This is a genomic window from Ruegeria sp. I3 (assembly GCF_056532525.1).
The window spans coordinates 1-11,858 of record NZ_JBQFNI010000018.1 but is presented as its reverse complement, the minus strand read 5'-3'; the positions used below and the strand labels follow the sequence as shown (position 1 = coordinate 11,858).

The 11,858-nt window shown below is 57.2% G+C and carries 12 protein-coding genes and 1 pseudogene; 8 read left to right on the top strand and 5 right to left on the bottom strand.

Annotated features, from left to right (window positions below; translation table 11 throughout):
- From ACR0L9_RS20425 to ACR0L9_RS20410, 4 genes are all read left to right on the top strand, one after another.
- Positions 1-330: hypothetical protein (locus tag ACR0L9_RS20425; RefSeq protein ID WP_480896566.1), on the top strand; the 330-nt coding region annotated here is incomplete at its 5' end.
- Entirely contained in the window at positions 327-1,772 is a 1,446-nt protein-coding gene (locus ACR0L9_RS20420) for an aldehyde dehydrogenase family protein (RefSeq protein ID WP_170417809.1), read from the top strand. The genes ACR0L9_RS20425 and ACR0L9_RS20420, both read left to right, overlap by 4 nt.
- Positions 1,772-2,968 carry a CaiB/BaiF CoA transferase family protein gene (locus ACR0L9_RS20415; protein ID WP_170417806.1) on the top strand — a complete coding sequence of 399 codons (1,197 nt, stop codon included), beginning with the start codon at positions 1,772-1,774 and terminating at the stop codon, positions 2,966-2,968. The genes ACR0L9_RS20420 and ACR0L9_RS20415 overlap by 1 nt, the downstream gene beginning before the upstream one ends.
- The gene (locus ACR0L9_RS20410; RefSeq protein WP_170417803.1) at positions 2,965-3,792 is read left to right on the top strand and encodes a citryl-CoA lyase; all 828 of its coding nucleotides are present in this window, start codon (positions 2,965-2,967) and stop codon (positions 3,790-3,792) included. The genes ACR0L9_RS20415 and ACR0L9_RS20410 overlap by 4 nt, the downstream gene beginning before the upstream one ends.
- 464 nt (positions 3,793-4,256) lie before the next feature.
- Here the strand turns inward: ACR0L9_RS20410 and ACR0L9_RS20405 are convergent, their stop codons facing one another.
- Complete coding sequence (locus tag ACR0L9_RS20405) at positions 4,257-5,168, bottom strand: homocysteine S-methyltransferase family protein (protein ID WP_170417800.1); 912 nt, start codon at positions 5,166-5,168, stop codon at positions 4,257-4,259.
- Between the two features lie 84 nt (positions 5,169-5,252).
- Here ACR0L9_RS20405 and ACR0L9_RS20400 point away from each other — a divergent pair, with 84 nt between their 5' ends.
- A complete protein-coding gene (locus ACR0L9_RS20400; RefSeq protein ID WP_170417797.1) occupies positions 5,253-5,552 on the top strand; it encodes an MBL fold metallo-hydrolase in 300 nt (99 codons plus the stop codon).
- Positions 5,553-6,034: 482 nt separating this feature from the next.
- On the opposite strand, the gene ACR0L9_RS20395 is transcribed toward ACR0L9_RS20400, so the two are convergent.
- The 4 genes and pseudogenes from ACR0L9_RS20395 to ACR0L9_RS20380 form a co-directional block, all read right to left on the bottom strand.
- Positions 6,035-7,441: a DUF7986 domain-containing protein gene (locus ACR0L9_RS20395; RefSeq protein ID WP_174819503.1), complete on the bottom strand. Its 1,407-nt coding sequence runs from the start codon at positions 7,439-7,441 to the stop codon at positions 6,035-6,037.
- A gap of 115 nt (positions 7,442-7,556) precedes the next feature.
- Positions 7,557-7,697: pseudogene (locus tag ACR0L9_RS20390) on the bottom strand (DUF6429 family protein); the annotation flags it as partial.
- 155 nt (positions 7,698-7,852) lie between these two features.
- Entirely contained in the window at positions 7,853-8,155 is a 303-nt protein-coding gene (locus ACR0L9_RS20385) for an SH3 domain-containing protein (RefSeq protein ID WP_152460662.1), read from the bottom strand.
- Between the two features lie 102 nt (positions 8,156-8,257).
- Positions 8,258-8,650 carry a GFA family protein gene (locus ACR0L9_RS20380; RefSeq protein ID WP_152460663.1) on the bottom strand — a complete coding sequence of 131 codons (393 nt, stop codon included), beginning with the start codon at positions 8,648-8,650 and terminating at the stop codon, positions 8,258-8,260.
- Positions 8,651-8,901: 251 nt separating this feature from the next.
- On the opposite strand from ACR0L9_RS20380, the gene ACR0L9_RS20375 reads away from it, so the two are divergent.
- The 3 genes from ACR0L9_RS20375 to ACR0L9_RS20365 form a co-directional block, all read left to right on the top strand.
- Positions 8,902-9,153, top strand: a complete 252-nt coding sequence (locus ACR0L9_RS20375; protein WP_170418006.1) for a WGR domain-containing protein — start codon at positions 8,902-8,904, stop codon at positions 9,151-9,153.
- A 527-nt stretch (positions 9,154-9,680) separates the two neighbouring features.
- Positions 9,681-10,085: a DUF3768 domain-containing protein gene (locus tag ACR0L9_RS20370; RefSeq protein WP_152460664.1), complete on the top strand. Its 405-nt coding sequence runs from the start codon at positions 9,681-9,683 to the stop codon at positions 10,083-10,085.
- Between the two features lie 218 nt (positions 10,086-10,303).
- Positions 10,304-11,858 (top strand): ParB/RepB/Spo0J family partition protein (locus ACR0L9_RS20365; protein WP_480896565.1); only part of this gene is annotated, 1,555 nt, incomplete at its 3' end.

Sequence of the window (11,858 nt, the reverse complement as noted above, 5' to 3'; positions counted from 1 at the left end):
GGGGGGGATACGCCCTGTAGTGACCCTTTTCAGGGGGCGACGCGCCCCAATGAATGGGATGCGCTGGTGGGGGGCAGCGGGGCGTTGAACGCTCCGCAACCGGACCCGGCCAATAGTACAGCACCGCTTTGCCCGGATCATCTGACCTCGCCTCATAACCGTTTGTGGAACTGGTTCGGCGCGGTCAGCTGGACCGCCGAACCGGTTGCCAGACGGGCCGATGGGCGGGTGTGCAGGGGCTATCATGGCCCGACCTATTTTTACGTGAATACTGTGGACCACCGGCATGAAGATATCGGGTGGCGACCAGTTCTTGAGGAAGCGCTATGACTGCAAACCCCTTTGCCAACTTTATCGCCGGATCATGGGTTGCTAGCAGCGACGCGGCCCCCAATGTCAACCCGTCCGACCTGAACGACACGATCGGCGAGTATGCCCGGGCAAGCGCCGATCAAACGGTTGACGCAATCGAGGCCGCGGCCGCGGCCCTGCCGAATTGGCGCAAGACATCGCCTCTGGTCCGGTTCGAAGCGCTCGACCGGATCGGGTCGGAAATCCTCGCCCGTGTAGACGAGCTGGGCGATATGCTGGCCCGCGAAGAGGGCAAAACCTTGCCCGAAGCCAAGGCCGAAGCGCATCGCGCCGGGCATTTGTTCAAATATTTCGCGGCTGAGGCGTATCGTGCGACCGGCGACACCTACCAATCTCTGCGCGAAGGTGTGTCGCTAAATGTTGTACGCGAGCCAATCGGCGTTGTGGGCGTAATCACGCCCTGGAATTTCCCACTGGCGATCCCCGCATGGAAAATCGCACCCGCTCTGGCCTATGGCAATACGGTTGTGTTCAAACCTGCCGAACTGGTGCCCGGATCGGCATGGATGTTGTCCGATATTATTGCCCGTGCGGGCGTGCCTGAGGGGGTGTTCAACCTTGTGATGGGAAAAGGCCGTGAGGTTGGGGAGGCAATCGTTACGCACCCCAAGGTGTCCGGGGTCACATTCACCGGTTCCACACCCGTCGGTCGCCATATGGGGGCGGCGCTGTTTGCGCGAGGAGCGAAAATGCAGCTGGAGATGGGGGGGAAGAACCCCTTGATCGTGCTGGATGACGCCGATCTGGATCTGGCGGTGCACTGCGCCGTTCAGGGCAGCTTTTTCTCAACCGGACAACGCTGCACAGCGTCTTCCCGCCTGATTGTGACCGAGGGCATTCACGACGCATTTGTTGACCGTCTTTGCGCGGCAATGAAAGACCTTCGGATCGGTGATGCGCGCGCTCCGGAAACCCAGATTGGTCCGGTCGCCAGTGAAGCGCAGCTCGCCATCGACAAACGATACGTGTCTCAGGCTGTGGATGACGGTGCAACGCTTGCCGCAGGTGGTGGCGAGGTCAAATCCAAAACAACCGGCCATTACTTTGCGCCTGCGTTGTTTACGGATGTGTCACCCGACGCAGCCGTGGCACGAGACGAAATCTTTGGGCCCATCGCCGCCGTGTTACGCGTGCCGGATTACGACGCCGCCCTGGCCACGTCCAACGACTGCGAATTTGGATTGTCCGCAGGAATTGTCACGCGGGATCCCGCCAAAATCGATCACTTCTCGCAGAACGCCGAAGCAGGCATGATACAAGTCAATCTGCCCACCGCCGGCATGGATTTCCACGCACCCTTTACGGGCCGAAAGGGATCCTCTTATGGTGCACCGGAAAAAGGCAGCTATTGCCGCGAGTTTTTCACGGCGGCCAAGGTTGTACACGCGGGGCGCGGATAATGTCGCAGACACCTTTGAAGGGCATTCGTGTTCTTGATCTGACCAATGTCCTTGCCGGTCCGTTCTGTTGTCATCATCTGGCGCATCTGGGCGGCGAGGTTATCAAGGTCGAAGCCGTCGGTCGGGGCGATCTCGCCCGCCAACTGGGGGCCGACCCAGAGCTGAACAAAGTCAACATGGGCGTGTCCTTTCTCGCCCAGAACGCGGGCAAGAAATCGGTCACGGTCAACCTCAAGAACCCACGGGGTCGAGAGATTTTTCTGAAACTGGTCGAAACTGCAGATGTCGTGGTTGAAAACTTCCGGCCCGGCGTCATGACGCGCCTCGGCGTGGGCTACCAGACCCTGAAAGAGGCCAATCCGACCCTCATCTATTGTGCTATCTCCGGCTTTGGCCAAGAGGGCCCGTGGATACGCCGCCCGGCTTATGACCAGATCATACAGGGAACCTCGGGTGTGATGTCGATCACCGGGGATAGCGACAGCGCGCCGCTGCGCGTTGGATATCCGGTGGCAGACACTGTGGGGGGCATCACCGCAGCCTTTGCGATTTCATCTGCTCTGAACGCCAATCCGCGCGGCACCTTTATTGATGTGTCGATGCTGGAATCGGTGCTGGCGACAATGGGCTGGGTGGTGTCGAACTATCTGATCGCCGGCGTCAATCCGACTGCCAATGGCAATGAAAACCCCACTTCGGCGCCTTCCGGTGCGTTTGAAGCGAAGGGCGGGTTGATCAACATTGCCGCAAACAAAGACCAGCAATGGGAGCTACTGACGGACCACCTGGGATTGGCCGCGCTGCGCGAGCGGCCTGAATATGCCACGCGCGAGGATCGCAAACGCAATAGGCTGGCTCTGAAAACTGAGCTGGAGACCGTGTTGAAGACCCGGTCACCGCGCGACTGGGCCAAGGAACTCAATAGCATTGGTGTGCCATCAGGAGCGGTTTTGACAGTGCCGGAAGTATTGGAAATGCCGCAGGTTGCAGACCGCGGTTTCCTCGACCAGTTTGAAAACGTCCCCGGCGTCGGACGCGACATTCAGGTTGCCACGACCGGGATCAAATTGGACGGCAGCGCGCCCACCGTCGATGCACCACCGCCCACATTGGGGCAGCACAACTCTCAAATCTGGAGCGAGTTAGGTCTTTCACCGGAAGACATTGAAAAACTGGCAAAGGATGGCGCGATATGACGGACCCCGCAGGACGCAATGACGCCGATGCCATTTGCCACTGGTGGCGCACCGAAATTATCGACATGGCTCCGGGGCGGATCGCCTTTCGCGGCCACCCGATCCAGGACCTGATCGGAAACGTCAGCTTTGCTCAGATGATCTGGCTCATGGTGCGCGGCAATTTGCCCACGCCAGAACAGGCGGCGCTTTTTGAATGCGCGCTGGTGGCGGGCGTGGATCATGGTCCGCAGGCGCCATCGATAGCCGCAGCGCGTATGGCCGCGACCTGTGGGCTGGGGCTCAACAACGTCATGGCCACCGGGGTCAACATGTTGGGTGACGTGCATGGCGGCGCCGGTGAACAATGCGCCGAGCTTTATTTCGACGTCGCCAAACGGATGGATGACGGCGCTGAACAGGAAGTTGCCGTCCGCGACGGTATCGCCGCCTGGTGTGAGGAAAATGGCAAGATCGTCTCGGGTTTTGGCCACCGTTTCCACAAGCCCGTCGATCCCCGCGCACCGCGATTGATGGCGTTGGTACGCGAGGCCGCGATGTCAGGCACTGTAGAAGGGCGATTTGCCGATATCGGTGAAGCTATACAGACGGAAATCGGACGTAAGCGCGGTGCCGATATCGCGATGAATATCGATGGGGCCACGGCTGTTATCTTTTGCGAATTGGGGTTCCCGGCACCGCTTTCCCGGGGATTGTTCTGTCTTTCCCGCTCGGTTGGCGTCTTGTCTCATGGCTGGGAACAGATTCAACAGGGCGGGCGGAACAAGGGGCCAATGCCGCCGCGTTATCTGCCGGAATATATTGGTGTCAAATCGGAGCGCTAACCCGATGACCATTGATGGTGCGAACGCCTAAATTCACACCGAACTTGGCATTGAAGCGCCACTGGCGTGTGGACTGTTTTGCCGGTCTCGGTCATTGGGCATCCCCCCCTAGAAGCAGACCCAACATGTTAGTCTGAACAAAGATTCACTTCTTTGGTGTTGTCTTTGAAGGTATTTCAATCCAGGCGAGAATCGATACATTTTCACGCTTGTTCTGACGTCAGCGAAGCGCACCGAGCTGCCATCGCGACAAGCGCGGCGAATTCACACTTGGTCCGCGATGCGTGAGTTTGTCGATCGCTGGATTTCGCAGTCGCAGCTAAAGTCCGGTCTGGTGGGCCGCACCGCAGCGATGCGCGCCCTCGGTCAACGGCAGGAATGGGCCGATCTCCTAACAAGTTGTGGAAAGAAATTACGGGATCACCTTAGATCTCAGCGTTATCGCTCAGATTGAACCAAGTTGGCTATGCTAGTTCGCTGATCATCGATTTCAGATGGCGCATGTCGGTACCGCAGCATCCTCCAAATACTTGGATCGACGGATTCTGCCTCGCAATCGCGGCAATCTGTTTACCAAGTTCAGCTGGATCGCCTTCGTCCAGCTCATCTGCTTCGTCAAGTTCCGCATGCGAGCAACTCGAAGCGTTCGCCACAAGGCCTCTCAGCCGGGGGTGGTTGCCAAGCGCTCCGGCGAAATGGGTAGGGTGAGCGCAGTTGACCATAAAAAACAGCGCCGCCGAGTCGGTTGCTGCGTCGATCTGGTCAATTCCGTCCACAAGTTTGGTCCCGTCTGCCAGGCACCCGTCTGTCTCAACAACCAGAGACATGATGATCGGCAGTTCAGCGTCCCGGGCGGCGAGGATGCATCCCGCTGCCTCGCTTGGGCGGTTGAATGTATAAGCGGTGACCAGATCGAGGCTTGTGTCTTTCAGGCTGTGCATTTGAGCGGCGTGGTATTGACGTGCATCTTCGACGGGTACCGGCGGGATGTCGGCGTAAGGATCATGGCGCGGGCCGATGCAGGCCGACACCAGTACATCATCGCGAGCGGCAGCTTGGCGCACGTCTTCCATTAGACTGACCGCATCTTTGTTTACTTCGGCGAGCCGCTCTGCATCGTACCCCAAGGGCGCTGCCCGGTCGGCGTTCGCCATCCATGTGGGCGCATCAAGGATGCATCCGACATTCATTTCACGGGCCAGATCGACAAGAGCCTGCATTTGACCGGCCAGTATCACCCTGGTGCCAGGTTCTTCCAGCAATGGAAACGACGCGAAACCGGGAAGCTCAATTCCATGATTGAAAATCAGGTCGGTGCCAGTGCCGGCGTAAACCAGAAAGGGCTTGTTACCTTCGAGTGGGAGCTGTCGCGCCATTCTGATCCACGCCTATTGCCGTTACCTCTGCACAAGAAACCTACTTTGTCTCGGGCCTCCTGTGAACCTTAGGACTGCGACAGGGTGTATTCCGTCACTCTGATCCCCACGCCAGGCCAAACACCAGGTCATGTCTCGGTCGAAATCACCAGTGGCGACCGGCGCGCTCTGATTACAGGTGATGCAATCCATACAACCGCCCAGTGCTGGCATCCCGAGTGGCATTTTATGTTTGATTCCGATGCTGAGATGGCCGTGACATCCCGTCGGAAACTGTTGGAAAGCGCCTCGGAAACGGGATGTATTGTGCTGGGAAACCACTTCGCTTTGCCGTCTATTGGTCGGGTGAAGGCGGACAACGACGCGTTTCGCTGGGAGGACTAGCCCAGGTTGTATTTTGATGTGCGCGGGTCTGTTGTGGGATGGCGGCTGACGTGAAAGTTCGACGCGCCGCGCAGCTTACAGGCAATGATCGGCGAAACTAAATCTCGAACCCATTGGGCTATGTCACATTCCCTTGAATTCTTGTTTCACAAGCTTTCTCTCTTCACCATTTTGTGAAAGCCTGAAGCAGTTATGAGTGACAGAGTGTGCAATTTTCAGAAAACAGTGGTTCTTTCTGAACTCCAATCAGCTCTCTTGGACGGAATTTGTGATCACTGCGAGGTGACAAGTTCGGAACTGGCCAAGAGTGGAGAGGTGCTGGAAATATGTGGACAAGAGTACTGTTTCGATTATGAAACCGGTGTGTCCACGGAGACTGAAATTTTGTTGTGCCCCAGCTGTCACGAGGCAAACCATCTGGACGCGCAGCGACAGCATAACCCTTGCCACATCTCTGCAAGACGCAGCCGGGAAAACATGGGTTAGTCGATGGGTTCAGGAGGCGAAGCTTTGGAACGGTTTTTGCAAGAACCATCGCTGGTCCAATTTCGGTAGTCTGACAGACCAAGCTCGTCCCACATCCAGCCGAAATCATACTCAGCCACCGGAGAGCCGGTCTGGCGCGCGCTGCGGTTTTCGATTGTCTTCAGCCAGTCTATGACTTTCTTCCTGCCCGCCGTGCTGCGAACGGCCTGGCGCGGGGTCTTGCCATCCAGGGCAGGAATCGGCTGGTCAAGCGTATCGCGGTAATGCTGTTCGAGATATTCGTGGGCCATCTGACGGGCAAGGGCACGGGGGATGTCCTCTTCTTCTGCCACTCCGTTACTCGTGCTGTCATCCGCCATCATCTGTTCGGCGGTCTGGATTGATGTCAGCGGAGATTTCACCAGGTCGCCCAGGAGGTCCCGGACCAGGGCTTCGCCGCGTTCAGCGCGCGCTGTAGAGCTCACAGAAAGTGTGAGTGTCCGACCTTTCAGATCTAGGGACCCAAGCACGGAGGCCCCTGACATTGATTTGTCCAACACGAGGCCGGTGCCGTGCTTGGTGCCGGACGGGGTGTCGAGGTCAAGCCAGGTCCAATCCTTCTGGCCTGAGATCACGAGTTCTGCGGACTGTGTTAGCTTTTCAGATACCTGGCTTTGCGTCACTTTGCTGGCGAGGGGGAAGCGCATGTCGTGAAAGAGCAGGTTGTCGCCATCGCTGTTGCTGATTTGTGGTGGTTCCGGATCCAGTAGGTTCGGCAGATGTGCGAAGAGCCAGGCATTGGTGAAGAGGGGTGCGGAACGGTGTAGCTGATCCTGTGTCAGCCTCAGTTCAACGTCGGGGTTCAATTTCAACACGGAGCGGAGCCCGTCTTCAAAAAACGCGACGGTGTCGGGGTCGAATGGGAGCAGCGCCCCCGAGATCACGTTATAATCCCCCTGTGCGACAACCCGAGCTGCGATGCGATCCCATCGCTGCAGCATCTGCGTCGCGCTGTGTTCCCGGACGGTAACCGGCTCTGCGTCCGAAAGCATGTTGCGCAAGACCATGGATCTGCCGGGGTCTACCTCGCTCACCTCATAAAGGCTGACCGACGCGTCCCGCAATCCTTTGATATAGGCGCGGGTCTGCGCACTCTCCTTGGAACCGCTCCCTTTCAGATAAGCATCCGCAGCGTTTTCGGCGTCCGCTCCGAATGTCCTGCCCAGCAAATCTTCCAGGCCACCACCCCACAGGACCATCGGCCAATCCTCGCCCAGCAAGTCGCCCAGATCCTCGAACTCAAGATCGAAGGCCTCGAGCGCTGGCAGAAAATGCTCGTCCAACACATCAGCGAGCCGCTCATGCCAAATCTCGTCACGGGTGATAAACCCGATGAGCCCACCAAGATCGTTCCCCGTTGTCATCTTCAGCTTCTCCCTGTTTGCCGGACAGGGGCGATTTAGCGCAGATTGCAACCGCCAGCCAGCCCACACGCGTATGCAGACCTGCGTTACATGGAGGGACTTGTCATGGCGAATGCTATGTCTTTGGCTCCCGCCCAAAAAGCTCTGTGAAAAGCTTTTCGGAGCGGCGCAGGCCTTCATCGGTCAGTACCACCGATTTTGCCTTTCCAACCGGGTCCAGGATCAATCCGTTACGGTGCAGGCGATCAAGCGCTCCCCAGTCAAAGCCTTAGGGCCGTCCTGAACCCAGCGAATTCGGGGATGTTGCGAGCCGCTTCGACGACGGGTGTGAGCCCAACTAGTGGATTCGTCAGGGCGTTTCCGCCGGTATTCTATGATTGCTAAAAGATGGTGGTGCTGATCGCTGTCGTATTAGATTTTCCGCAAATATGCCCAAGAGACGTATCCCTTAAGCTTGCGCGCGCGCTCCAAAGAGACGCGGCACCAACGGGTGCCACCGGTCTGCTCACAGCCGTGAACTCGTAGTGCGGTTCCATTTGGAAGACCAACGATCACATTGAACCCTGTTCCAGGCCCACTGCGCATTTTTAGCATGTCACCGTCTTCGACGCCAAAAACCTCATATGTTCCGAGTGACGCGGCCGCCGCCGGTTTAACGTCCATGACGACCCCCAGGAACAAAGCCATTAGGGGTAAAAAGATTGCATTGCGCATCGCGATGTCCTGCTTATTGCCTCAACGACAATCGTAGCAACTCGGGTCACCAAGAGGAACAACTCCAAGACAGAAATGTAGGTGATACCAAAGCTTCAAACGCTACATTTCTTCCAAATGGTGGGGAACCCTGGCCCAGTTGGGGGCATCTTTCACAAAAACCTTGCTCGTTGGCTTGAAGTTGTTTGGCTCATCCAATGTCCCAGCCGCAATGCTCGTCAATCCGAAGGCTGTCACGCCCCACAGGCCTGATCCGCAGGTGCCACAAAAATGCTTGATGACAGGTCGACCTTCCTTTGAGGTCTTCTCAAAGGTCCGTGGTTTGCCTTTCAGCAGCTGCAGGTCTTCCGACTTTATCATGTACCCGGCATAACCGTCCGTTCCGGTCATCGATAGGCAATCACTGCAAAAACACATGAGTTGCATTACTGCGCTGCCAGTGACCTGGTATCGAACCTCACCGCAAAAACATCCGCCTTCCAAGATTTCAGCCACGTTGCCTTCATCCTTCTATTTCGTTTTGCAAGATATGAGAAAACCGTACCTACTCTGGCCAGTGGTCACAACGGTTCCAGCAGCGGAATGTGGAATGGTGCCAATATGAGCTCCTGTACCTGGATGGGTACGAGGCAAGCATCAGACAGATTGAGTTGTCGAATGTTTTCATCACGGTTCTGAATCCTTGCCAATTGACTGTTCCAGCAAAGTCATTGGACAGACGAGCTTTATTGATCGACAATCGCGTCATGGAGCTGACAGACACCACACCTGTGCACCTGATCCATGTGGACCCTGAGATCAACATGGCGCGGTTCTATGGCATCGAGTTGCAGCCGACGTTGTTTGGGGAGGTTTCAGTGCTTCGTACCTGGGGGCGTATTGGCACGAACGGGCAAGCCATGATGGTGACGTATGATGACGAAGCCCTGGCTAGTGAAGCGCTCCACAATCTCGAAAAGCAAAAGCTCCGTCGAGGGTATGTTCCGGTCGGTGAGTGACTTCGGGCTGCAGTCTGTTTCTGTGGCAAATCCCGAGCCTTTCGGCTCGTGAGCAGGCTCTAGGTTTCAGCCGACGTATCGGCTTCCACCCAGAACACCCCAGAATGATCTCCCTGTCCCAGTAGCCCCTGACCCGTCTCTTGCGAGCCGGGGCAGGGGCTTTGGGTCATGGTCGGTCCATGCCGTGGTGATCTGCCCATTCGGGTGACGGTCCCTTTTGCGCTCACGCAGGATCAGAGATCCTTTGTCCTTTCCTTGTGGGTCAGGCGGGATTTGGACAAGCCAAACGCTACCTTCCGTAAGGGGGAAGGCGCGGCCTCCCCCCTCGGACAAGACAAATAGACAATACCGTGTCCTCGCGCGCCTGCGCTGCGGGCCGCACCACTCTTGTCGATTGGTCCTGTCTCGCCCCTCTCCGCGTTCGCCACGGGGCAGGTTTTAGAGACGACGCCCTTTCAGGGCTCGGCTCAAAACCAGCACCAAAGGGGATCAACCCCAGAGGTCGCACCACAAAAGGAGAGACGGTTTTGGACATTGAAAAGACAAAAGACATCGACACTGACACCAGCCTGCAGGCGGCAGAGATTGCGACCCAGAATGACCTATTTCGGAAAGCGCTGATCGATCCGACTGCGGCAATCGAGATGCATTCTAAGGGAATTCAGGGTCAGGTATTTGTCACGCCCGGCGTGTCAGGTGAAGGGATGGAGTTCCAGACTGCAGCTTTGGCAGCGGTGGCGTCGGATGACCAGTTTGACGAGGGCAATGACCCCTATGGCGATCACACCTTTGGGGCGGTGACAGTCCGTGACCAGAAGCTGTTCTGGAAGATCGATCTTTACGACACGGACTACACGTATGGGTCCGACCGGCCGTTTGACACGTCAGTGACGCGCCGCGTTCTGACCATCATGTGCCCCAGCGAATACTGATCTCAATCCCAAACCGGAAAGGAGGTGAACACCATGAGCAATGAAATCTTGCAGCAACGTATCGCAGAAGCGTGGGCGCTAATCAGGAAGGGCGACAATTTCCACATCGCGCGCCGCTTCCTGATCCAACACGCAGCCATCTAAACGGCTCCGCTCTACCCCGGAAGGGGTAGGGCACCCTTAACACGATCTCAAACACTCAAACAAGGATTTGCCCCATGAGCAAAGTCGAAACATTCACCGCACCGGAAACCATCGAAACCGTATCCCTGTCCGATCTCTACCTGTCTGACATCAACCCACGACAGGAGGTTGGTGAGGAAGGTATTGCACTTCTGGCCGACAGTTTGGTTATGTGTGGCTTGATCCAGAACCTCAGCGGGTTGCGCGATACCGATGGCAAAGTCGCAATCGTTGCCGGTGGTCGCCGCCTACGGGCTCTGAACATCGCCGTGACTGAGCGCGCTGATCTGGCACAGGTTCCCGTTAAGGTCACGGACAATCCCTTCGTGGCTGAGCAATGGGCCAATGCGGAGAACACCGCCCGTGAAGAACTGGACCCTGTGGACGAGGTCCGTGCTTATGGCAAAATGGCCGAGAAATCTCTGTCTATTGCCAAGATCAGCAATGCGTTTGGCGTGACCGAATCCCATGTGCGCCGCCGCCTCGCGCTTGCCAGTCTGCCCGCCGCCGTTCTGGATGCGCTCAAAGCCGGTGAGATCAGCATGGGGCTGGCCAAGGCCATGACCGTCAGCACCGAAGAAGAGAAAATTCTGGAGGTTCTGGAACGGGCCAAAGAATGTCGGTGGTTCAGTGAGCATGATGTCAAACAGGCACTGACGTCGGAGGCTGTTAGCAGCACTAGCCGCAAGGCCGTATTTGTCGGGCAGAAGGCTTATGTTGAGGCGGGCGGCACCGTCACCGCTGATCTGTTTGCCGATGAAACCCTATTCAATGAAGGCGCGTTACTGGATCGTCTGTTTGCCGAGAAACTGGCGGTAGAAGCGGAAAAACTGCGCGACGCGGAAGGCTGGGACTGGGTGGACACCCATGAGGAAAGCTACATTCCCTATGGGTTCTCGGGTACGAAAGACATGCACCGTTTGGACATGGTGAGCCGGGACTTCACCGAAGGACAGGCCGAACGGTATGACGAACTTGCCGAACTCTATGAGGGTGAGGCTCTGGACGCGGATGGTGAAAAGGAGCTGGCCGCGCTTGAGGACTATACGGCGCCGTTCTATTCTGACGCGCAGCGCAAGCTGTCCGGCGTGTTTGTCTATGTCACCAACAATGGCGAGATCAAAACATCCCCGGCCTATGTCGCGGCGGAACATGTTCAGGCTGCCATTGAGGCTGGTGTTCTGGCCCCGGTCAAAGAACCGGAGATCAAGGAAGAACCAAAACCGGCCTTTTCGCAGAAATTCATCGACGACATGGTGGCGATCCGGCTGGCAGCGGTTCAAACGGCCCTGCTGGACAAGCCTGATTATGTGTTGAGCCTGTTTGCTTTCTTTGCCACCCCGGCCTCCGGTCTGAGCAGCAATCTGTTTGGGTTTGGCTATGGTGGTGCCGAGCGGAACACACCCGAGATCGATGACCAGTTCATCCTCGACCCGCGTCTTGGCGGAGAACGGGATGAAGCGGCACAGGCAGCCTATGACCAGTTCCACGAGATTGCCGCACAAGGCAGCGTGGAAGCGTTCAAAGCGTTTCGCGATCTGGGCATGAAGACCCGCAATGGTGAGATGACGGGTTTTCTGGCCCGGCGGT

What these genes read in the sequence shown, in the direction of transcription:
- ACR0L9_RS20420 (WP_170417809.1), top strand. Translation starts at nt 327, where the DNA reads ATGACTGCAAACCCCTTTGCCAACTTTATCGCCGGATCATGGGTTGCT.
- ACR0L9_RS20415 (WP_170417806.1), top strand. Translation starts at nt 1,772, where the DNA reads ATGTCGCAGACACCTTTGAAGGGCATTCGTGTTCTTGATCTGACCAAT.
- ACR0L9_RS20375 (WP_170418006.1), top strand. Translation starts at nt 8,902, where the DNA reads ATGGAGCTGACAGACACCACACCTGTGCACCTGATCCATGTGGACCCT.
- ACR0L9_RS20395 (WP_174819503.1), bottom strand. Translation starts at nt 7,441, where the DNA reads ATGACAACGGGGAACGATCTTGGTGGGCTCATCGGGTTTATCACCCGT.
- ACR0L9_RS20385 (WP_152460662.1), bottom strand. Translation starts at nt 8,155, where the DNA reads ATGCGCAATGCAATCTTTTTACCCCTAATGGCTTTGTTCCTGGGGGTC.
- ACR0L9_RS20405 (WP_170417800.1), bottom strand. Translation starts at nt 5,168, where the DNA reads ATGGCGCGACAGCTCCCACTCGAAGGTAACAAGCCCTTTCTGGTTTAC.
- ACR0L9_RS20410 (WP_170417803.1), top strand. Translation starts at nt 2,965, where the DNA reads ATGACGGACCCCGCAGGACGCAATGACGCCGATGCCATTTGCCACTGG.